General features: G+C 60.8%; 23 protein-coding genes, 3 tRNA genes and 1 riboswitch. Of the genes, 23 read left to right on the top strand and 3 right to left on the bottom strand.

Annotated features, from left to right (window positions below; translation table 11 throughout):
* The first annotated feature begins 171 nt into the window (after positions 1–171).
* The 21 genes from pduF to cobT all read left to right on the top strand — a co-directional run bounded on the left by pduF (position 172) and on the right by cobT (position 18400).
* A complete protein-coding gene (pduF, locus tag GUC22_RS04735) occupies positions 172–972 on the top strand; it encodes a propanediol diffusion facilitator PduF (RefSeq protein ID WP_004105118.1) in 801 nt (266 codons plus the stop codon).
* A gap of 188 nt (positions 973–1160) precedes the next feature.
* Positions 1161–2072 carry a transcriptional regulator PocR gene (gene pocR / locus GUC22_RS04740; RefSeq protein WP_004133653.1) on the top strand — a complete coding sequence of 304 codons (912 nt, stop codon included), beginning with the start codon at positions 1161–1163 and terminating at the stop codon, positions 2070–2072.
* Positions 2073–2359: 287 nt separating this feature from the next.
* Positions 2360–2528: riboswitch (cobalamin riboswitch) on the top strand.
* An 87-nt stretch (positions 2529–2615) separates the two neighbouring features.
* Positions 2616–3995, top strand: coding sequence for a cobyrinate a,c-diamide synthase (locus tag GUC22_RS04745; protein ID WP_064343160.1), 1380 nt, complete (start codon positions 2616–2618; stop codon positions 3993–3995).
* Complete coding sequence (cbiB, locus tag GUC22_RS04750) at positions 3992–4951, top strand: adenosylcobinamide-phosphate synthase CbiB (RefSeq protein ID WP_004133656.1); 960 nt, start codon at positions 3992–3994, stop codon at positions 4949–4951. Before GUC22_RS04745 ends, cbiB begins: the two co-directional genes overlap by 4 nt.
* Before the next feature lie 10 nt (positions 4952–4961).
* Complete coding sequence (locus GUC22_RS04755) at positions 4962–5594, top strand: cobalt-precorrin-8 methylmutase (RefSeq protein WP_004133657.1); 633 nt, start codon at positions 4962–4964, stop codon at positions 5592–5594.
* Positions 5591–6730, top strand: a complete 1140-nt coding sequence (cbiD, locus tag GUC22_RS04760; RefSeq protein WP_024358529.1) for a cobalt-precorrin-5B (C(1))-methyltransferase CbiD — start codon at positions 5591–5593, stop codon at positions 6728–6730. The genes GUC22_RS04755 and cbiD overlap by 4 nt, the downstream gene beginning before the upstream one ends.
* Complete coding sequence (locus GUC22_RS04765) at positions 6724–7329, top strand: cobalt-precorrin-7 (C(5))-methyltransferase (protein WP_004133663.1); 606 nt, start codon at positions 6724–6726, stop codon at positions 7327–7329. Before cbiD ends, GUC22_RS04765 begins: the two co-directional genes overlap by 7 nt.
* Positions 7319–7888 (top strand): decarboxylating cobalt-precorrin-6B (C(15))-methyltransferase, encoded by a 570-nt coding sequence (locus GUC22_RS04770; protein ID WP_004133665.1) that lies wholly within the window; start codon positions 7319–7321, stop codon positions 7886–7888. The genes GUC22_RS04765 and GUC22_RS04770 overlap by 11 nt, the downstream gene beginning before the upstream one ends.
* Entirely contained in the window at positions 7881–8654 is a 774-nt protein-coding gene (locus GUC22_RS04775; RefSeq protein WP_004124472.1) for a cobalt-precorrin-4 methyltransferase, read from the top strand. Before GUC22_RS04770 ends, GUC22_RS04775 begins: the two co-directional genes overlap by 8 nt.
* Entirely contained in the window at positions 8635–9690 is a 1056-nt protein-coding gene (gene cbiG / locus GUC22_RS04780) for a cobalt-precorrin 5A hydrolase (RefSeq protein WP_004133670.1), read from the top strand. The genes GUC22_RS04775 and cbiG overlap by 20 nt, the downstream gene beginning before the upstream one ends.
* The gene (locus GUC22_RS04785) at positions 9690–10415 is read left to right on the top strand and encodes a precorrin-3B C(17)-methyltransferase (RefSeq protein ID WP_004124467.1); all 726 of its coding nucleotides are present in this window, start codon (positions 9690–9692) and stop codon (positions 10413–10415) included. Before cbiG ends, GUC22_RS04785 begins: the two co-directional genes overlap by 1 nt.
* A complete protein-coding gene (locus GUC22_RS04790) occupies positions 10412–11191 on the top strand; it encodes a cobalt-precorrin-6A reductase (RefSeq protein WP_064343159.1) in 780 nt (259 codons plus the stop codon). The genes GUC22_RS04785 and GUC22_RS04790 overlap by 4 nt, the downstream gene beginning before the upstream one ends.
* Before the next feature lie 10 nt (positions 11192–11201).
* Entirely contained in the window at positions 11202–11996 is a 795-nt protein-coding gene (gene cbiK / locus GUC22_RS04795; protein WP_160183365.1) for a sirohydrochlorin cobaltochelatase, read from the top strand.
* Positions 11993–12706 carry a cobalt-factor II C(20)-methyltransferase gene (locus tag GUC22_RS04800; RefSeq protein WP_064343158.1) on the top strand — a complete coding sequence of 238 codons (714 nt, stop codon included), beginning with the start codon at positions 11993–11995 and terminating at the stop codon, positions 12704–12706. The genes cbiK and GUC22_RS04800 overlap by 4 nt, the downstream gene beginning before the upstream one ends.
* A complete protein-coding gene (cbiM, locus tag GUC22_RS04805) occupies positions 12703–13440 on the top strand; it encodes a cobalt ECF transporter S component CbiM (protein WP_004124457.1) in 738 nt (245 codons plus the stop codon). The genes GUC22_RS04800 and cbiM overlap by 4 nt, the downstream gene beginning before the upstream one ends.
* Before the next feature lies 1 nt (position 13441).
* Positions 13442–13723: an energy-coupling factor ABC transporter substrate-binding protein gene (locus GUC22_RS04810; protein ID WP_004133685.1), complete on the top strand. Its 282-nt coding sequence runs from the start codon at positions 13442–13444 to the stop codon at positions 13721–13723.
* Positions 13710–14387: an energy-coupling factor ABC transporter transmembrane protein gene (locus tag GUC22_RS04815; RefSeq protein WP_024358525.1), complete on the top strand. Its 678-nt coding sequence runs from the start codon at positions 13710–13712 to the stop codon at positions 14385–14387. Before GUC22_RS04810 ends, GUC22_RS04815 begins: the two co-directional genes overlap by 14 nt.
* Positions 14388–14395: 8 nt before the next feature.
* Positions 14396–15211, top strand: coding sequence for an energy-coupling factor ABC transporter ATP-binding protein (locus GUC22_RS04820; protein WP_024358524.1), 816 nt, complete (start codon positions 14396–14398; stop codon positions 15209–15211).
* A complete protein-coding gene (locus GUC22_RS04825; RefSeq protein ID WP_160183366.1) occupies positions 15208–16731 on the top strand; it encodes a cobyric acid synthase in 1524 nt (507 codons plus the stop codon). Before GUC22_RS04820 ends, GUC22_RS04825 begins: the two co-directional genes overlap by 4 nt.
* Positions 16725–17270: a bifunctional adenosylcobinamide kinase/adenosylcobinamide-phosphate guanylyltransferase gene (gene cobU / locus GUC22_RS04830; protein ID WP_024358522.1), complete on the top strand. Its 546-nt coding sequence runs from the start codon at positions 16725–16727 to the stop codon at positions 17268–17270. The genes GUC22_RS04825 and cobU overlap by 7 nt, the downstream gene beginning before the upstream one ends.
* A 74-nt stretch (positions 17271–17344) precedes the next feature.
* Positions 17345–18400 carry a nicotinate-nucleotide--dimethylbenzimidazole phosphoribosyltransferase gene (gene cobT / locus GUC22_RS04835; RefSeq protein ID WP_049085253.1) on the top strand — a complete coding sequence of 352 codons (1056 nt, stop codon included), beginning with the start codon at positions 17345–17347 and terminating at the stop codon, positions 18398–18400.
* Positions 18401–18500: 100 nt separating this feature from the next.
* On the opposite strand, the gene GUC22_RS04840 is transcribed toward cobT, so the two are convergent.
* The 3 genes from GUC22_RS04840 to GUC22_RS04850 all read right to left on the bottom strand — a co-directional run bounded on the left by GUC22_RS04840 (position 18501) and on the right by GUC22_RS04850 (position 18822).
* A tRNA-Met gene (locus GUC22_RS04840) sits at positions 18501–18577 on the bottom strand.
* 44 nt (positions 18578–18621) lie between these two features.
* Positions 18622–18698, bottom strand: a tRNA-Met gene (locus GUC22_RS04845).
* A gap of 47 nt (positions 18699–18745) precedes the next feature.
* A tRNA-Met gene (locus GUC22_RS04850) sits at positions 18746–18822 on the bottom strand.
* A gap of 211 nt (positions 18823–19033) precedes the next feature.
* Between GUC22_RS04850 and mltA the strand changes: the two genes are divergently transcribed.
* Both mltA and tcdA read left to right on the top strand, forming a co-directional pair.
* The gene (gene mltA, locus GUC22_RS04855) at positions 19034–20131 is read left to right on the top strand and encodes a murein transglycosylase A (RefSeq protein ID WP_064410872.1); all 1098 of its coding nucleotides are present in this window, start codon (positions 19034–19036) and stop codon (positions 20129–20131) included.
* A 105-nt stretch (positions 20132–20236) separates the two neighbouring features.
* Positions 20237–21046 (top strand): tRNA cyclic N6-threonylcarbamoyladenosine(37) synthase TcdA, encoded by an 810-nt coding sequence (gene tcdA, locus GUC22_RS04860; RefSeq protein WP_160183367.1) that lies wholly within the window; start codon positions 20237–20239, stop codon positions 21044–21046.
* Positions 21047–21119: the final 73 nt, after the last annotated feature.

The following is a 21119-nucleotide window of genomic DNA, read 5'->3' on the forward strand; positions in this document are numbered from 1 at the left end:
CGGCTTATTCCATGACAATAATTTGTTATTGATGCCCGAATTTTCCGGGGCCGCCGTCGGCAGGTTGCCAACAATTTGTGGAGCGGAGTTCATATAGTGATGCTCGTTGTACTCTACTGCCAGCAGGAGGTTGGCTGGTCAGGACACGAACTCTGCTAAGAAGGTGTCACCATGAATGATTCGTTAAAAGCGCAATGTACCGCCGAGTTTCTGGGCACCGGGCTATTTTTGTTTTTCGGCATCGGCTGCCTGAGCGCGTTGAAAGTGGCGGGCGCGAGCCTCGGGCTATGGGAAATATGCATTATCTGGGGGCTGGGGATCTCGCTTGCCGTCTATCTGACGTCGGGAATATCCGGCGGCCATCTCAACCCGGCGGTGACCGTGGCTTTATGGCTATTTGCCTGCTTTCCCGGACGTAAAGTTTTCCCCTATATCGTTTCACAGGTCGCAGGCGCCTTTGGCGGCGCGGTGCTGGCCTATGTGCTGTACAGCACTATGTTTACCGAGTTTGAATCCGCCCACCATATCGCTCGCGGCAGCGTAGAGAGCCTGCAGCTGGCGAGTATTTTCAGCACCTACCCGGCGGCGTCGCTGAGCATCTGGCACGCGGCGCTGGTTGAAGTGGTGATCACCTCCATGCTGATGGGGATGATTATGGCGCTGACCGACGACGGCAACGGCGTACCGAAAGGGCCGCTGGCCCCGCTGCTGATCGGCCTGCTGGTGGCGGTGATTGGCGCCTCAACCGGGCCGCTGACCGGCTTCGCGATGAATCCGGCGCGTGATTTTGGACCGAAGCTGTTTACTTGGATGGCGGGCTGGGGCGATATCGCGATGACCGGCGGAAGGGATATTCCGTATTTTATCGTACCGATTATTGCGCCGCTGATCGGCGCCTGCCTCGGCGCGGCGATCTATCGTTATCTGATCGGGAATAACTTACCGTGTAATACCTGTAAATTAGAGGATTAATGTATCGGCTGAAATAGCTAAAAAATTTCATGAACCGGTATCACGAACTGGCCAAAAACGTCTCCCACGGATGGGAGACTTTTGCTATCGTAATATTCTTTTATCGTTGGCGGTAAATGATGATGAAAGGAAGTGAATATTAAAGAAATGTTTTATTTATAACAAAAAATTAACTGAGAGGTTTTATCATGATTTCTGCGAGCACACTGAACTCAGAACTCATTAATAAAATCGCACAGGATTTTGCGCAGGCCACCAGTCTGGCGGTTGTGGTTGTCAATATTCACGGTGATGAAATATCCGAACTGTTTAATTTCACCCCTTTCTGCCAGCTGATGCGCCAGCATCCCCAGCACAGCACCCGCTGCCGAATGAGCGACCGCTGCGGCGGCCTCGAGGCCTCGAAAACCGATGCGCTCTGTATCTACCGCTGCCACGCCGGGTTAACCGATTTTTCCATTCCGCTGGTTATCGCCGGACACCTTGTGGGCTTCGTGCTTTGTGGCCAGGTGCGCTTAAGCAATGACGTTGAGCTGGTGGATATCCTCAACGTCGACGACCGCTGGCAGGCTGACCCCGAGCTGCTTAAAGCGTTCCGCGACGTGCCGGAGATGGACTACTCAAGAGTGATTGCCTCTGCGGATTTACTGAAGCTGATCGTCGAGAACTGCCTGAAAAAGCAGCTTAATTTTGTAGTGATTAAAGACAATCCGCAGCAGCCTGAACCCGCGCGCGCCAGCCGGGCGGTGAGTCCTCACGACAGTAAAATGAAGAAGGCGCTGCGCTACATTGACGCCCATTTATCCGACGAGCTGCGCCTGGAAGACGTCGCCGCCCACGTTTATCTCAGCCCCTACTATTTCAGTAAGCTGTTCAAAAAATATCAGGGAATCGGCTTTAACGCGTGGGTGAACCATCAGCGGATGGTGAGCGCCAAAGAGCTGCTTTGCCACAGCGACTGGAGCATCGCCAGCATCGCGCGAAATTTAGGATTTTCGCAAACCAGCTATTTTTGCAAAGTTTTTCGCCAGGCTTATCAGGTGACTCCGCAGGCCTATCGCCAGCAAATTAACGCCAGATCACAAACTGAGTCAATTTAAATGACAATATTTTGTTATTGCCGATTTTTGATATGTCCGCGTATCTGGCTCATTATAAAATGAAAATATCTCATTCAGAGCAATAAATTGTCATAGCGCAACAAAATAATAATGAGTGAGCGATAAGCTGCACCAGTTTTTATTTATTTGATGGGATAGAGTGACACCTGAAACGATTTTCAGAGCGCCATCGGCGTAATGAAGCATCCTTTGCAAACGACGGGAGTCATCCAGCTTCCGTAAGATGTACATGAAAGCATTCGAGCCGGGCAGTCCCGCTCGAATCACGACGGACTAAACCGACAGGCGCCAGGGAAGGGGGTGTGAATCCCCCGCAGCCCCCGCTGCTGTGATGCTGACGAACCCATATTTAGCCACTGATCCGCTTACCGGATTGGGAAGGATGGGGGAGGACGACGCTAAGCCAGAAGACCTGCCTGTCGGTAATAATCAACAACTTCGGTGGGAAGTGGGTTGCTCAGATGCGTACAGTCGAAAGACTGGGAATGCACGCAGCCCTACCACCCGGCACAGGATCGGGGTATGGCAGCCAGGCAGCACGCATTTATTCTCGCAGGTACCGGCAGCGGTTGTGGTAAAACCACCGTTACGCTTGGCCTGCTCAGCCTGTTGAAGCAGCGCGGCATGCGGGTGCAGCCGTACAAAGTCGGCCCGGACTACCTCGACACCGGCTGGCACACCGCCGTCAGCGGCGTCGCTTCATGCAACCTCGACGGCTTTATGCTCCCGGAACCGGTGCTGAACGCGCTGTTTTGCGAACGGATGCAGCGGGCGGATATCGCGGTTATTGAAGGCGTAATGGGGCTGTATGACGGCTTCGGCGCCGACCCCGGCTACTGCAGCACCGCCGCGATGGCCAAACAGCTCGGCTGTCCGGTTATTCTGCTAGTGGATGGCAAAGCGGTTTCCACCTCTATCGCCGCCACGGTGATGGGATTTCAGCACTTCGACCCCAGCCTGAACATCGCGGGCGTTATCGTCAATCGCGTCAACAGCGAAACCCATTATCAGCTTCTCAAAGGCGCCATTGAACGCTACTGCGGGCTGCCGGTGCTCGGCTACGTACCGCGAGTGGAAGGGGTGGCGTTACCCGAACGCCATCTGGGGCTGGTTACCGCCCGCGAGTCGCTGGTGAACCAGCAGCCGTGGCGCGATTTTGCCCACATGCTGGCGCAAACCCTTGATATTGAAAGACTTCTTACCCTCAGCCAGCTCAGTTCATTACCCGCCGGGGAGTGGCCGCCGCTGCCGCGCCCTGATGCTGGCGCAGGCCTGACGCTGGCGCTGGCCGACGACGAAGCCTTCAACTTTTACTACCCGGATAACCTCACGCTGCTGGAGCGCTGCGGGGTGAATATCGTGCGCTTCAGCCCGCTGCACGATAGCGAGCTTCCTCCGTGCCAGATGATTTGGCTCGGCGGCGGCTATCCGGAAATTCACGCCGCCGCGCTGGCGGCCAATACGCCGATGCTGGCGCAGCTGCAGGAGGCGCACCGACGTGGCGTGGCGATTTACGCCGAATGCGGCGGTCTGATGTATCTCGGCAGCACCCTTGAAGATGCCAGCGGTGAGATCTATCCGATGGCCAACCTTATTCCCGGCCATAGCAAAATGGGCAAACGGCTGACCCGCTTTGGCTACTGCGAGGCGCGGGCGATGCGGCAAACTCTGCTGGCGGCGCCCGGCGAAACCCTGCGCGGGCACGAGTTTCACTACTCAGATTTTACCCCCGAGTCCCCGGCGGTCCTGGCCTGCCGCAAAGTCCGCGACGGCATCACCCTTCAGCAGTGGTCGGGCGGCTGGCAGGTGGGCAACACGTTCGCCAGCTATCTGCACCTGCACTTTGCGCAGCGTCCCATGATGCTTAACCACTGGCTGGCTGCGGCAAGGAGCGCGCTATGACGCTGCTGGCCTGGGGCGTTGCCTGGCTCCTTGATTTTATTATCGGCGATCCGCAGAGCTGGCCGCACCCGGTGCGTTGGATTGGTAACCTGATCGCCGCCGTTCAGCGCGGCGTGCGCCGCTACTGTCACAGCGATGTGGCCCTGCGCCTCGGCGGCGCGGTGATGTGGCTGGTGGTGGTCGGGCTGACGTGGGGCGTCTCCTGGGGCGTGCTGACCCTGGCGCAGGCGGTCCATCCGTGGCTTGGCTGGCTGGTTGAAGTATGGATGATTTTCACCGTGCTGGCCGGACGCTGTCTGGCGCAGTCGGCGCGGGACGTAGAGCATCCGCTGCGCGCGGGCGATCTGGCGGAGAGCCGTATCAAACTGTCGTGGATCGTCGGGCGCGACACGTCGCAGCTTGAAGCGCGGCAGATTAACCGCGCGGTGGTGGAGACGGTGGCGGAGAACACCGTCGACGGCATTATCGCGCCGCTCTTCTTTCTGCTGCTGGGCGGCGCGCCGCTGGCGATGGCCTATAAAGCGGTCAATACCCTGGACTCGATGGTTGGCTATAAGCACGAAAAATATCGCGCGATCGGCATGGTCAGCGCCCGCCTCGATGATGTCGCCAACTTTATCCCCGCGCGCCTGAGCTGGCTGCTTATTAGCCTCGCCGCTCTCCTCTGCGGTGAAGCGGGCGGCCGCGCGCTGCGCATCGGCTGGCGCGACCGCTACAACCACAGCAGTCCGAACTGCGGCTGGTCGGAAGCGGCGGTCGCCGGGGCGCTCGGCATCCGGCTTGGCGGCCCTAACGATTATTTTGGTCAGCGCGTGGAGAAGCCGTGGATCGGCGACGCGACGCGCGATATTTCCGTAGACGATATTCCCCGAACGATTCGACTGATGTGGGTGTCTTCGACCCTGGCGCTGGCGCTGTTTATGGCGGTCCGGTACTGGCTGGTCGGCGCAGCCTGAGGACAAATGAATGCACTATATCCAGCAACCGCAGGCGATTGAGGCGAAAAGCTTCGACATTATTGGCGACATTATTGCGCAGACCCGCCCGGACTACCGCTTTGCCAGCCCGCTGCACGAAGCCATTATCAAGCGGGTGATCCACACCACCGCCGATTTTGACTGGCTGGATATTCTGTGGTTTTCGCCCGACGTTCTTCCGCGCTTGAGCGCCGCCCTGAGCCAGCCCTGCACGCTTTATACCGATACCACCATGGCGCTCTCCGGGATCAATAAAACCCTGCTGGCGAAATTCGGCGGCGAGTGCCGCTGCTATATCAGCGATCCGCGGGTGGTGGCGGAGGCCAAGGCGCAGGGGATGACCCGCTCGATGGCGGCGGTCGATATCGCGGTCGCCGAAGAGGGCGAGAAGGTGTTTGTTTTCGGCAATGCGCCCACCGCGCTGTTTCGTTTGCTGGAGCATGACGTCGCGGTCAACGGCGTGATTGGCGTGCCGGTCGGTTTTGTCGGCGCGGCGGAGTCGAAAGAAGCCCTGACGCAGAGTGGCCTGCCGGGTATCGCCGCGCTGGGTCGTAAAGGCGGCAGCAACGTCGCCGCCGCCATCGTCAACGCCATTTTGTACCACTTACAGGGGGCGCGATGAGCGAGCAATCCTTTGACGCCCCGGTGTGGCATAACGGCAAGGCGCTGCGCAAAGGCTATACCACCGGATCCTGCGCGACGGCGGCAGCCAAGGTCGCAGCGCTGATGGTGATGCGCCAGCATCTGATTCATCAGGTCTCCATTGTTACCCCTTCCGGCGTCACCCTGTGCCTTAACGTCGAGTCGCCGCACGTCGAAGGGCAGCAGGCGATCGCCGCCATTCGTAAAGACGGCGGCGACGATGTTGACGCCACCCACGGGATGCTGATTTTTGCCCGCGTGACGCTCGACGATTCCGGCGAGATTACCCTGCGCGGCGGCGAAGGCGTCGGCACGGTCACCCGCAAAGGCATCGGCCTGCCCATCGGCAGCCCGGCGATTAACCGCACTCCGCGCCATACCATTGAGTCGGCGGTGCGCGAAGCGATAGGCCCGTCGCGCGGGGCCGAAGTCGAGATTTTCGCCCCGGAGGGCGAGGCGCGGGCGCAGAAAACCTATAACTCGCGGCTCGGGATTCTGGGCGGCATCTCGATTATCGGTACCACCGGTATCGTGACGCCGATGTCGGAGGAGAGCTGGAAGCGTTCGCTGTCGCTGGAGCTGGAAATTAAGCGCGCGGCGGGGCTGGAGCGGGTGGTGCTGGTGCCGGGCAACCACGGCGAGCGCTTCGTCCGCGAGCAGATGGGCATCGATTCGCAGGTGGTGGTCACCATGAGCAACTTCGTCGGCTACATGATTGAAGAGGCCGTGCGCCTCGGGTTCCGCCAGATTGTGCTGATCGGCCACCCTGGCAAGCTGATTAAAGTCGCCGCCGGGATCTTCCACACCCACAGCCATATCGCCGATGCGCGGATGGAAACCCTGGTCGCGCATCTGGCGCTGCTGGGCGCGCCGCTGGCGCTTTTGCAGTTGGTGAGCGAATGCGATACCACCGAAGCGGCGATGGAGCACATCGACGCGTACGGTTTTCAGCATATCTATCACCATCTTGCCGAACGCATCTGCCTGCGGGTGATGCAGATGCTGCGCTTTACCAAAGCGCCGCCCGTCTGCGACGCCATCATGTTCTCCTTTGATAACAAGGTCCTCGGCAGCAATCGGCCGATCGCCGAGATTGCGCGGGAGATGTCATGTTAACAGTGGTTGGCATGGGCCCGTCGGGCCTGCATCTGATGACGCCGGCGGCGCGGGACGCGGTCGCCAGTGCGGACGCGCTGGTGGGCGGCAAGCGGCATCTGCAGCAGTTCCCTGAGTTTGACGGCGAACGGTTTGCGCTGGGGGCCAATATCGCCGAACTGCTGGTCTGGCTCGGCGAGCGTGACGCGCAGAAGGTGGTGGTGCTGGCCTCCGGCGACCCGCTCTTTTACGGCATCGGTACGCGGCTGATAGCCCACTTTGGCATCGATCGCGTGCGCATTATTCCCGGCATCAGCGCGGTGCAGTATCTCTGCGCGAAGGCCGGTATCGATATGAACGATATCTGGCTGACCAGCAGCCACGGGCGAGACGTCTGTTTTGATGAGCTGGCGCGCCAGCGCAAGGTGGCGATGGTGACCGACGGGCGCTGCGGGCCGCGGGAAATCGCCGCCCAGCTGGCGGCGCGGGGAAAAGGGTATCGCTGGATGGTGATTGGCGAAAATCTGGCGATGGATAACGAGCGGATCCGCTGGCTACCGGTCAGTGAGGTCGACGGTGAATATGAGATGAACGCGGTGGTGATCCTCGATGAAAGATGAGCTTTTTCTGCGCGGCGAGAAGGTGCCGATGACCAAAGAGGCGGTTCGCGCGCTGGCGCTGGCCAAACTTGAACTGCACCGGGCAAGCCACCTGATTGATATCGGCGCCGGTACCGGCAGCGTGTCGATTGAGGCGGCGCTGCAGTATCCCTCGCTGCAGGTGACGGCGGTCGAACGCAACCCCGCGGCCCTGCAGCTGCTGGACGAAAACCGCCAGCATTTCGCCTGCGGCAACATTGAGATCCTGCCCGGCGAAGCGCCGATGGTGATCACCGAACGCGCCGACGCCATTTTTATGGGCGGCAGCGGCGGCCGCCTCGACGCGCTCATTGACTGGTCGTGGCAGCAGCTCTACCCCGGCGGTCGTCTGGTGATGACCTTTATCCTCCAGGAGAACCTGAACGCCGCTCTCGACTATCTGCGGCTGAAGGGAATCGAACAGGTTGATTGCCTGCAGCTGAACGTTTCAGCGCTGACAACGCTTGGCAGCGGCCACTATTTCAAACCGAATAATCCCGTTTTTGTTATCGCCTGTCAGAAGGAAGAAAACCATGGCTGAGACATTTGATCCCCGTAGTGTGTGGTTCGTTGGCGCAGGGCCGGGCGACCGTGAGCTGATTACCCTCAAGGGCTACCGCTTGCTCCAGCAGGCCCAGGTGGTGATCTACGCCGGGTCGCTGATAAACACCGAGCTGCTGGAGTATTGTCCGCCTGGCGCTGAGTGCCACGACAGCGCCGAACTGCATCTGGAGCAAATTCTCGACCTGATGGAAGCCGGGGTTAACGCCGGGAAAACGGTGGTGCGTTTACAGACCGGAGACGTGTCGCTGTACGGCTCGGTACGCGAGCAGGGCGAAGAGCTGACTAAACGCGGCATCGACTGGCAGGTGGTGCCGGGCGTCAGCGCGTTTCTGGGCGCCGCGGCGGAGCTGGGCGTCGAATACACCGTCCCGGAAGTCTCCCAGAGCCTGATTATTACCCGCCTCGAAGGGCGCACGCCGGTGCCGGAGCGCGAGCAGCTTGAGTCGTTTGCCAGCCACCAGACCTCGATGGCGATTTACCTCTCCGTGCAGCGTATTCATCGGGTAGCGGAGCGCCTGATTGAAGGCGGTTACCCGGCAACCACGCCGGTAGCGGTGATCTATAAAGCGACCTGGCCGGAAAGCCAGACCGTACGCGGCACCCTGGCGGATATCGGCGACAAGGTGCGCGAGGCGGGGATCCGCAAAACGGCGCTCATTCTGGTCGGGAATTTCCTGGGCTCTGAGTATCACTACTCAAAACTCTACGCGGCGGACTTTAGCCATGAATACCGTAAAGCCTGAATCAATCGCGCTTTTTTGCCTGACCCCAGGCGGCGTCCGGCTGGCGAAACGGCTGGCGGCGATGCTGCCGTTAACCTGTTTTACCAGCGAGAAGCTGCTGGAGGAGGGGTTTCTTCCCTTTGAAAACGGTTTTGCCAGCGCCGCGCGCGAGGCCTTCAGCAGCTATTCGGCGCTGATCTTCATCGGCGCCACCGGGATCGCGGTACGCGTGCTGGCCCCGCTGGTGAATGACAAGTTCAGCGACCCGGCGGTGGTGGTGATTGACGAGCGCGGCCAGCACGTTATTAGCCTGCTTTCCGGCCACGCGGGGGGCGCAAATGCCCTGAGCCGCTATCTGGCCGGGATGCTCGGCGCCGATCCGGTGATCACCACCGCCACCGACGTCAACGAGATGGCGGCGCTGGATACCCTGGCGTTCCAGCTTAATGCCCGAATGGTCGACTTCCGCGCGGCGGTGAAAACCGTCAACCAGATGTTGGTCAGCCATCAGCGCGTCGGCCTGTGGTGGGACGACGAGCTGGATGAAGACGTCAGCCGCTGCGACCGGCGTGGATTTATCACCGTGACCGATTTGCACCAGCTTCCTGAGCTGGACGCGCTGGTCTGCGTCACCCTGCGCAACGAACTGCCGGCGATCGCCGTGCCGCACTGGAAGCTGGTACCGCAGCGGGTGGTCGCCGGAATTGGCTGCCGTCGCGATACGCCATTCCCGCTGTTAGCGACGCTGCTGGCGCGCCAGCTTGAGGCGCAGCGCCTCGATCCGCTGGCGCTGAAAGCCATCGGCAGCGTCACGCTGAAGAAGCACGAGCAGGGGCTGATTCAGCTGGCCTCCTGCTGCCGCGTGCCGTTTGAAACCTTTACCGCTGATGCGCTGCGCGAGCATGAGCATCACTTTCCCGCTTCATCGTTCGTCAGAAACACCGTCGGCGTGGGGAGCGTATCCGGCCCGGCGGCCTGGCTGCTGAGCCATGGGCAACTGTTGGGCGAAACCCTGCGCGAACAGGGCGTCACTATTACTTTGGGAGTTTCACACTGATGTTAAGCGTAATCGGAATCGGCCCTGGCTCGCAGTCAATGATGACCATGGAGGCCATTGAGGCGCTGCAGGCGGCGGAAATCGTCGTTGGCTATAAAACCTACACCCACCTGGTGAAAGCCTTTACCGGCGATAAGCAGGTGATCAAAACCGGGATGTGCAAAGAGATTGAACGCTGCCAGGCGGCGATTGAGCTGGCGCAGGCCGGGCATAACGTGGCGCTGATCAGCAGCGGCGATGCCGGTATTTACGGCATGGCCGGACTGGTGCTTGAGCTGGTCAGCAAGCAGAAGCTGGATGTGGAAGTTCGCCTGATCCCGGGGATGACTGCCAGCATCGCCGCCGCCTCGCTGCTGGGCGCGCCGCTGATGCACGACTTCTGCCATATCAGCCTCAGCGACCTGCTGACCCCGTGGCCGGTGATTGAAAAGCGCATTGTCGCCGCCGGGGAAGCCGACTTCGTGATCTGTTTTTACAACCCGCGCAGCCGCGGCCGCGAAGGGCATCTGGCGCGCGCTTTTGAGCTGCTGTCGGCCAGCAAAAGCGCGCAGACCCCGGTGGGGGTAGTGAAGTCCGCCGGACGTAAAAAGCAGGAGAAATGGCTGACCACCTTAGGGGAAATGGATTTTGAACCGGTCGATATGACCAGCCTGGTGATCGTCGGCAATAAAGCGACCTATATCCAGGATGGCCTGATGATCACCCCGCGGGGCTACGTGCTGTGAGTGAGGTGCTGGTGATCGGCGGAACCAGCGACGCGCGGGCGCTGTGCCAGCAGCTTGACGCGGCGCAGGTTCGCTACACCCTGTCGGTGGCGACGCCGACCGGCCAGCAGCTGGCGGGCGATATTCGCGGGCAGGTGCGCTGCGGGCGTCTTGAGCCGGAGGAGATGATCGCCTGGCTGAAGGCCAACCGGACCCGCTGGGTGATCGATGCTTCGCACCCCTACGCCGAAGCGGTAAGCCGCAATATCGTCCGGGCCTGTGAAACCGCCGGCGTGCTGCTGAGCCGCTATCAGCGCCCTGAACAGCTGAGCGGCCTGACGCATCCGCTGCTCTATACCGTGGAGAGCATTGAACAGGCCTGCGAGGTCGCGCGGCGCTTCGGTCCGCGCGTGCTGCTCACCACGGGCAGCAAAGATCTGGCGCGCTGGCGGGCGGGATTAGGCGAAAAAACGCTGCTGGCCCGGGTGTTGCCGGTAGCCGATGTCATCGCGCAGTGCGCCGCGCTGGGGTTCGGCGTTGGCGAGATCTTCGCCCTGTGTGGGCCGTTCAGCGCCGAGTTCAACGCCGCTTTCTACCGCCAGTGCCGGGCCGATGTGGTGATCACCAAGGCCTCCGGCGCCGAGGGCGGCTATCAGGAAAAAGTACAACCCTGTCTGGATGCCGGTATCCCCTGCATCGTGATTACGCGCCCGGCGCCGCTGGTGACCGGTGAAGAATTACTGGAAAGTCAGGCTGCCTTTGCCCGGCGCTTAGCGCGCTGGCTGGCCGCTGCTTAAGGAGTCAGAAATGAAAAAAGCGCTTCTGGTGGTCAGTTTTGGCACCAGCTATCCCGACACCTGTGAAAAAAACATCGTCGCCTGCGAGCGCGAGCTGGCGGCCAGCTGCCCGGACCGCGACACGTTTCGCGCCTTTACCTCCGGGATGATTATCCGCAAGCTCAAACAGCGCGACGGCATTGAGATTGATACCCCGCTGCAGGCGTTGCAGAAGCTGGCCGAGCAGGGCTACCAGGATGTGGCGATTCAGTCGCTGCACATTATCAACGGCGATGAGTATGAAAAGATCGTCCGCGAAGTGCAAAGCCTGCGCCCGCTGTTCCTCCGCCTGACGCTGGGGGCGCCGCTGCTGAGCAGCCATAACGATTACGTCCAGCTGATGCAGGCGCTGCGCCAGCAGATGCCGCCGCTTGCCGCCGATGAAACGGTAGTTTTTATGGGACACGGCGCCAGCCATCACGCTTTCGCCGCCTACGCCTGCCTGGACCATATGATGACGGCGAAGGGGTTTCCGGCGCGGGTCGGCGCGGTCGAGAGCTATCCGGAGGTCGATATTCTTATCGACAGCCTGCGCCAGCAGGGGGTGAAGGGCGTGCACCTGATGCCGCTGATGCTGGTGGCCGGCGATCACGCCATTAACGATATGGCCTCGGACGAAGAGGATTCCTGGAAAACGCTGTTCAACGCCGCCGGTATCACGGCGACGCCGTGGCTGAACGGACTGGGAGAGAATCCGGCGGTGCGCGCGATGTTTGTCGCCCACCTGCGGCAGGCCCTGAGCCTGGCGATGGAGGAGGCGGAATGAGCGGCAAACTGTACGCCCTGAGCACCGGCCCCGGCGCCGCCGATCTGATCACCGTGCGCGCGGCGCGGGTGCTGGGCACGCTGGACATTCTCTACGCGCCCGCCGGACGTAAAGGCGGCGACAGCCTCGCGCTCTCCATCGTGCGCGAATATATCGGCGAACAGACCGAAGTGCGCTGCTGCCATTTCCCGATGAGCGCCGACAGCGCGGAAAAAGAGGCGGTGTGGGACGAGGTCGCCGCCGCGCTGGTTCAGGAAGTGGAAGCGGGCAAGCAGGTCGGTTTTATTACCCTCGGCGACGCCATGCTGTTCAGCACCTGGGTGTTCTTACTCCAGCGCATCGGCTGCCCGGAGTGGCTGGAGATTGTGCCCGGCGTCACCTCTTTCGCCGCCATTGCCGCGCGTTCAAAAACGCCGCTGGCCATGGAACAGCAGTCGCTGGCGGTGATCTCCTGCACCGCGCCGGAAACGGAAATCGAGCAGGCGCTGCGCCAGCATGAAAGCCTGGTGCTGATGAAAGTCTACGGGCGCTTTCCCCGCATCAAAGCGCTGCTGGCGAAAAACGGCCTGCTGGATGCCGCGCTGATGATGTCCGAAGCCACGCTGCCGGGCGAGCAGTGCTGGCGTCATTTGGCTGAAGTCAGCGACGACCAGCCGCTGCCCTATTTCTCGACCATTCTGGTCAACAAACAGTGGGAGTATGCAGAATGAAACTTGAACAACAGCTAAAACAGCTGTCTTTCAGCGGCTTAGCTGCGGCGCTATTGCTGATAGTGGTGCCCGAAAAGGCTTTCGCGATGCACATCATGGAGGGGTTTTTACCGCCGATGTGGGCCCTGGCGTGGTGGCTGCTGTTTTTACCCTGCCTGTGGTACGGGCTGGTTCGCCTGCGCCGTATCGTGCAGGAAGATAATAACCAGAAGGTGCTGCTGGCGCTGTGCGGGGCGTTTATTTTTGTCCTCTCGGCGCTGAAAATTCCTTCCGTCACCGGCAGCTGTTCGCACCCGACCGGCGTCGGCCTGGCGGTGATTCTCTTCGGGCCGGGCGTGGTGGCGATCCTTGGGGCCATCGTGCTGCTGTTCCAGGCGCTGCTGCTGGCGCACGGCGGGCTGACGACGCTCGGCGCGAACGGCATGTCGATGGCGGTCATCGGGCCGGTGGTCGGCTATATGGTATGGAAAATGGCCTGCCGCGCGGGCATTCGTCGCGATGTCGGGGTGTTTCTCTGCGCCATGCTGGCGGATCTGGTGACCTACTTTGTCACCTCGGTCCAGCTCGGCGTGGCCTTCCCGGATCCGACTGCCGGCGCGACCGGCTCGATCGTCAAGTTTATGGGGATCTTCTGCCTGACCCAGATCCCGATCGCCATTGCTGAAGGGCTGTTAACCGTCATGATCTACGACCAGTTGACCAAACGTCAGCTAATTACCGCACAGGGGCATTAACATGAAAAAGACGCTGATATTGTTAGCCATGGTGGTGGCGCTGGTAATCCTGCCGTTCTTTGTCGATCACGGCGGCGAGTTTGGCGGCTCGGACGGCGAGGCGGAGAGCCAGATTCAGGTGGTCGCGCCGCATTATGAGCCGTGGTTCCAGCCGCTGTATGAACCGGCAAGCGGGGAGATTGAGAGCCTGCTGTTTACGCTCCAGGGCTCTCTTGGCGCGGCGGTGATATTCTATATTCTGGGCTACAGCAAAGGCAGACAGCGCCGTGATGACCGGGTTTGACCGACTCAGCTACCAGAGCCGCTGGTTTCACGTCGCGCCGGAGCGCAAGTTCCTGTTCTGGCTGCTGCTGATGGGGCTGGCCTTTACCCTGCCACCGCTGGGGCAGGGTATCGAAATGGCGCTGATTGCCGCCTTAACCTGCTGGCTGCTGCGGGTCTCGCCGTGGCGCTGGTGCCGCTGGATGGCGCTGCCGTTTGGCTTCCTGCTGATCGGGGTGTTGACCATTCTGTTTAGCGTCAGCCGCGATCCGCAGGATCTGCTGGTGAGCCTGCCGCTGGGCAGCGTCCGGCTGGGCATCACATCGGAGGGGCTGACGACCGCCAATCAGACCTTCTGGCGCAGCCTGGCGGCGCTGGCGTCCACCTTCTGGCTGGTGCTGAATCTGCCGTTCCCGCAGCTTATTGTGCTGCTCAAGCGTGGGCGGGTGCCGCGGCTGCTGACCGAGCAAATCCTGCTGACCTGGCGCTTTATTTTTATTCTGTTAGACGAAGCGCTGGCGATTCACCGTGCGCAAACATTACGTTTTGGCTACCGTAGCGTGCCGAAGGGCTATCGTTCGCTGGCGATGCTGGTAGGACTGCTGTTTACCCGGGTGATGATCCGCTACCAGCAGATGAGCACCACGCTGGATATCAAACTGTATCAGGGTGATTTTCACCTCTAAGGATAAGTATGCTTGCCACGACCGATCTCTGGTTTCGCTATCAGGACGAGCCGGTGCTGAAGGGGCTGACGCTGGATTTTTCCCATCACGCGGTGACCGGACTGGTGGGGGCGAACGGCTGCGGAAAATCGACGCTGTTTATGAATCTGAGCGGTCTGCTGCGTCCGCAGAGCGGGGCGGTGCTGTGGCAAGGAAAACCGCTGGACTATAGCAAGCGCGGCCTGCTGGCGCTGCGCCAGCAGGTGGCGACCGTTTTTCAGGACCCGGACCAGCAAATCTTCTATACCGATATCGACAGCGATATTGCCTTTAGCCTGCGTAACCTGGGGGTTGCGGAAGAGGAAATCGCCCGGCGGGTGGACGATGCGCTGACTCTCGTCGATGCCCAGGGGTTTCGTCACCAGCCGATTCAGTGCCTGAGCCACGGGCAGAAAAAGCGCGTGGCGATAGCCGGGGCGCTGGTGCTGCAGGCGCGCTACTTACTGCTCGACGAGCCGACGGCGGGGCTCGATCCCTCGGGGCGCGCGCAGATGATCGACATCATTAAGCGCATTGCCGATCGGGGCAACCACGTGGCGATCTCCAGCCACGATATCGATCTGATCTATGAAGTTAGCGATGCGGTTTACGTGTTACGCCGCGGCGAAGTGCTGGCGCACGGCGAACCCGGCGAGGTGTTTGCCCGCAGCGAACTGATGGCCCAGGCCGGGCTTACCCAGCCGTGGCTGGTGAAGCTGCACGCGCAGCTCGGGTTGCCGCTGTGTAAAACCGAAGAAGAATTTTTTACGCGGATGCGAAGCAACGCGATGAAGGAGGCGTCATGACGCTGGCAATTATGTTACAGGGCACCGCTTCTGACGTCGGTAAAAGCGTGCTGGTCGCGGGGCTGTGCCGTATTTTTTATCAGGACGGTCAGCGCACCGCGCCGTTTAAATCGCAGAATATGGCGCTCAATTCCGGTATTACGCCGGATGGCAAAGAGATGGGCCGGGCGCAGATTTTCCAGGCCGAAGCGGCGGGGATTACGCCGGATGTGCGCATGAACCCGGTGCTGCTCAAGCCGACCAGCGACCGCAAAGCGCAGGTGGTGCTGATGGGCAAGGTGGCGACCGATATGGACGCGGTGAGCTATCACGAATATAAGCCGCGCCTGCGCGAACAGATCCTCTCGGTCTATAACAGCCTGGCCGCCGAACATGATGTGCTGGTGCTGGAAGGGGCGGGCAGCCCGGCGGAGATCAACCTGCGCGATCGCGACATCGTCAATATGGGCATGGCCGAGATGGCGCAGTGCCCGGTGATCCTCGTGGCGGATATCGATCGCGGCGGCGTATTCGCCTCTATCTACGGCACCCTCGCGCTGCTGCACGACCACGAGCGCGCGCGGGTCAAGGGGGTGATTATCAACAAATTTCGCGGAGACGTGGCGCTGCTCTACTCCGGGATCGAGCAGATAGAAGCGCTTACCGGCGTCCCGGTGCTCGGCGTGATGCCGTGGCTGGACGCCGATCTCGAAGATGAGGACGGCGTGGCGCTGCAAAAAGGTAAATATCTGCGCACCGACAGGCGCGACATTGAGATTGCCGTGGTTCAGCTGCCGCACATCGCCAATTTTACCGATTTCAACGCGCTGGCGGCGCAGCCGGACGTCCGCGTCCGCTACGTTCGCCAGCCGCAGGAGCTGGCGGGCGTGGATATGATTATCCTGCCGGGCAGTAAAAACACGCTCGGCGATCTGCGCTGGCTGCGCGAAAGCGGTATGGCGCACGCGGTACTGCAGGCCCGGCGTCATGGCGTACCGGTGCTGGGGATCTGCGGCGGCTACCAGATGCTCGGCGAAACCATTATTGATGAGGTGGAGTCGGGGCTTGGCACGCAGCCGGGGCTGGGGTTGCTCAATACCGTCACCCACTTTGCGCAGCACAAAACCACGACCCAGGTGACGGCGACCCTGGCCCCAGGGCTACCGGCGTGGCTGGCGGCAACGGCGGGGCTGGCCGTACGCGGCTATGAGATCCATATGGGCGAAACCGAGCTTCGCGACGGCTGCCGTTCGCTGATGCAACTCCATAAAAACGGGCTGAGCGTAGCGGACGGCGCGGTCAGCGACGACGGCCTGGCGTTTGGCACCTATCTGCACGGCCTGTTTGATAGCGATGAATTTACCCGCGCGCTGGTTAACGGCCTGCGCCAGCGTAAAGGGCTGGCGGCGCTGGATAGCGATTTCGAATATGCGCAGTATAAATCCCGCCAGTTCGATCTGCTGGCCGACGCGATGCGCCAGTATATCGATATCGAAAAAATCTACGCCATCATGCGCCAGCATCAGGAGCCCATATGCTGACTTTAGTCACCGGCGGGGCGCGCAGCGGTAAAAGCCGTCATGCCGAAGCGCTGATTGCCCATGCGCCGCAGGTACTGTACATCGCCACCTCGCAGATCTTTGATGACGAGATGGCGGCGAGGATCCAGCACCACCGCGACGGCAGGCCCGCACACTGGCGTACCGCCGAGCGCTGGCAGCAGCTTGATGAGCTGATAACGCCGGATATCGCCCCGCAAGAGGCGATTTTGCTGGAATGCATCACCACCATGGTGACCAACCTGCTGTTTGCGCTGGGCGGCGACAGCGCACCGGACGGCTGGGATTATGCGGCGATGGAACGGGCGATCGACGCCGAAATCGACGTCCTGATCGCCGCCTGCCAGCGCTGTCCGGCCCGCGTGGTGCTGGTGACCAACGAAGTGGGGATGGGGATTGTGCCGGAGAATCGTCTGGCCCGCCATTTCCGCGACATCGCCGGGCGCGTCAACCAGCGTCTTGCGGCGGCGGCGGACGACGTCTGGCTGGTGGTGTCGGGCATCGGTGTGAAAATCAAGTAAATCAGGCGCTCCGTACCGGGAGTTATTCTTCCTGCTGGCTCTGCCCTGAGCCAGCCAACATGACGAGAACCTCTATGCAAAGCTTAACCTCTCTACTGGGTGCGATCCCTGCGCCTGATGAAAACGCGATGGCGCGCGCCCGGCTTCATATTGACGGCCTGCTGAAGCCGCCCGGAAGCCTTGGACGCCTTGAAGATCTTGCCGTACAGCTGGCGGGCATGCCCGGCCTTGACGGCGTCCCGCAGGTGAAAAAGAAGGCGCTGCTGGTGATGTGCGCCGACCACGGCGTGTGGGACGAAGGGGTCGCCATCTCGCCGAAAGCGGTCACCGCGATTCAGGCGGCGAATATGACGCTAGGCAAAACCGGCGTTTGCGTACTGGCGGCGCAGGCGGGCGCGAAGGTGCACGTCATTGACGTCGGGATCGATGCCGAGCTTATTCCGGGCGTTATCAACATGCGCGTGGCGCGCGGCTGCGGCAATATCGCCGTCGGTCCGGCAATGCGCCGCGGCCAGGCGGAAGAGCTGCTGCTGGAGGTGATGCGCTATACCCGAGGGCTGGCGCAGGATGGCGTGACGCTGTTCGGCGTCGGGGAGCTCGGGATGGCGAATACCACCCCGGCGGCGGCGATTGTCAGCGTCCTGACCGGCAGCGATGCCCAGGAGGTGGTGGGGATTGGCGCTAATCTGCCGTTGGCGAAAGTCGCTAACAAAGTGGAGGTGGTGCGTCGGGCAATTGCCGTCAATCGACCCGACCCGAATGATGGCCTGGACGTGCTGGCGAAAGTGGGCGGTTTTGATTTATTGGGGATGACGGGCGTGATGCTGGGCGCGGCCTCCTGCGGCCTGCCGGTGGTGCTCGACGGCTTCCTCTCCTACGCGGCGGCGCTGGCGGCGTGCCGAATTGCGCCGGAAGTGAAACCCTATCTAATCCCGTCCCACTATTCGGCGGAGAAGGGCGCGCGTACGGCACTGATGCATCTCGAACTGGAGCCCTACCTGAATATGGGGATGCGTCTGGGCGAAGGCAGCGGCGCGGCGCTGGCGATGCCGATCGTGGAAGCGGCCTGCGCGATGTACCACGAGATGGGCATGCTGGCGGCGAGCAATATTGTGTTGCCGAAGGGCTGAGAAAGGCATTAGGGAGCGGCGCTGCGCCGTTCCCTGAATCAGGCATAAGATTTTGCGGAGCGCAGAAACAAAAAAACACCCTTGAGGGTGTTTATGATGTTGGTTGCGGGGGCCGGATTTGAACCGACGACCTTCGGGTTATGAGCCCGACGAGCTACCAGGCTGCTCCACCCCGCGTCCGTCTTTACTCTTCATCGAGTAAACTTGCATCAGATTTTAATTGGTTGCGGGGGCCGGATTTGAACCGACGACCTTCGGGTTATGAGCCCGACGAGCTACCAGGCTGCTCCACCCCGCGTCCGTCATTACTCTTCCATCGAGTAACGTTACTTCTCTGATTTTAATTGGTTGCGGGGGCCAGATTTGAACTGACGACCTTCGGGTTATGAGCCCGACGAGCTACCAGGCTGCTCCACCCCGCGTCCGTGGAAGCGCACTATACTCCGCTAACGTTTTGATGCAACCCTTTTTGACAGAAATCGTCGATTTTGTAAAAAATGGTGCATACAGAAGCACTTCCCGCCTGTTTTTTGCGCAAAACTGCCTTTGCGGTGCCTAAGCGCATTTCATTAGCCCTGGCGGTTTGTTATCTTCATCACGCACCCGGGCTTAGCAGCATAAAGAAGAGATACCATGAAAGGACGTTGGGCAAAATATGCAGTAACAGGCGCGATGCTGGCAATGCTGGCCGCCTGTTCCTCAAAACCGACCGATCGCGGTCAGCAGTATAATGAAGGTAAACTCACCCAGCCGTTTTCACTGGTTAACCAACCTGATGCGGTCGGCTCGCCGATTAACGCCGGCGACTTCTCCGAGCAGGTGAGGCAGATTCGTAGCGCCTCTCCGCGTCTCTATACCAGCCAGAGCAACGTCTACAATGCGATTCAGGAGTGGCTGCGTTCCGGCGGCGACACCCGCACGCTGAGCCAGTTTGGTATCGACGCCTGGCAGATGCAGGGGACGGATAACTACGGTAACGTTCAGTTTACCGGCTACTACACGCCGGTGGTGCAGGCGCGTCATACTCGCCAGGGCGAGTTCCAGTACCCGATTTACCGGATGCCGCCGAAGCGCGGCAAGCTGCCGTCCCGCGCCAGCATCTACGCCGGCGCTCTGAGCGACAACTACATCCTGGCCTATAGCAACTCGCTGATGGATAACTTCATCATGGACGTGCAGGGCAGCGGCTACATTGACTTTGGCGACGGTTCGCCGCTGAACTTCTTCAGCTATGCCGGGAAAAACGGCTGGCCCTATTACAGCATCGGTAAAGTGCTGATCGACCGCGGCGAAGTGAAGCGCGAAGATATGTCGATGCAGGCGATCCGCGAATGGGGCGAAAAGCACAGCGAGGCGGAAGTCCGAGAACTGCTGGAGCAGAACCCGTCGTTCGTCTTCTTTAAACCGCAGTCCTTCGCGCCGGTGAAAGGCGCCAGCGCGGTGCCGCTGATTGGCCGCGCGTCGGTGGCCTCCGACCGTTCCATTGTTCCTGCTGGCACCACGCTGCTGGCGGAAGTACCGCTGCTGGACAATAACGGCAAGTTCAAAGGCCAGTACGAGCTGCGTTTAATGGTGGCCCTCGACGTTGGCGGCGCGATTAAAGGCCAGCACTTCGATATTTACCAGGGCATTGGTCCGGATGCCGGACACCGTGCCGGCTGGTATAACCACTATGGCCGCGTATGGGTGCTGAAAAACGCGCCGGGCGCGGGCAACGTCTTTAGCGGCTAGTACTCACGTTCTTTTCCCCGGTCGCGCTGTGCTTACCGGGGCTACGGTAGCCCGGGTAAGGCGCTTGCGCCGCGGCCCGGGAATATCCACTTATTCTGAGGTTTTATGTCTGTTGTAATCAGCGATGCCTGGCGCCAGCGTTTTGGCGGCACGGCGCGTTTATATGGTGAAAAGGCGCTGCAATGTTTTGCCGACGCGCACGTCTGCGTGGTCGGCATCGGCGGCGTGGGCTCCTGGGCGGTGGAAGCGCTGGCGAGAACCGGGATTGGCGCGATTACCCTTATCGATATGGATGACGTCTGCGTGACCAACACCAACCGTCAGATCCACGCGCTTGGCGGTAACGTTGGCCTGGCGAAAGCCGAGGTAATGGCGGAGCGCATTCGCCTGATCAACCCCGAGTGCCGGGTCACGGTGGTGGACGATTTCGTCACCCCGGAAAACGTCGCCGAGTATCTTGGCGTTGGCTTTAGCTACGTGATTGACGCCATCGACAGCGTGCGCCCGAAAGCGGCGCTAATCGCTTACTGTCGTCGCCATAAGGTTCCGCTGGTGACCACCGGCGGCGCGGGCGGGCAAATCGATCCGACGCAAATTCAGGTCGCCGATCTGGCGAAAACCATCCAGGATCCGCTGGCGGCAAAGCTGCGCGAGCGTTTGAAGAGCCAGTTCGGGGTGGTGAAGAACAGCAAAGGTAAGCTCGGCGTGGATTGCGTGTTTTCCACCGAAGCGCTGGTTTATCCGCAGGCGGACGGCAGCGTGTGCGCGATGAAAAGCACCGCTGAGGGGCCGAAGCGAATGGATTGCGCATCCGGCTTTGGCGCCGCGACGATGGTAACCGCGACCTTTGGTTTTGTCGCCGTCTCCCACGCGCTGAAGAAAATGCTGGCGAAGGCGGAGCGGCTGACGGCGTAGGCCCTCATTGCGGCAAGACGGTAGCCCGGACAGGTGCGCAGCACCGCCTCCGGGATTGTTCACGGGCGCCATC

It is taken from the genome of Klebsiella sp. MPUS7 (assembly GCF_009905335.1).
Taxonomy (GTDB): Bacteria; Pseudomonadota; Gammaproteobacteria; order Enterobacterales; family Enterobacteriaceae; genus Klebsiella; species Klebsiella grimontii.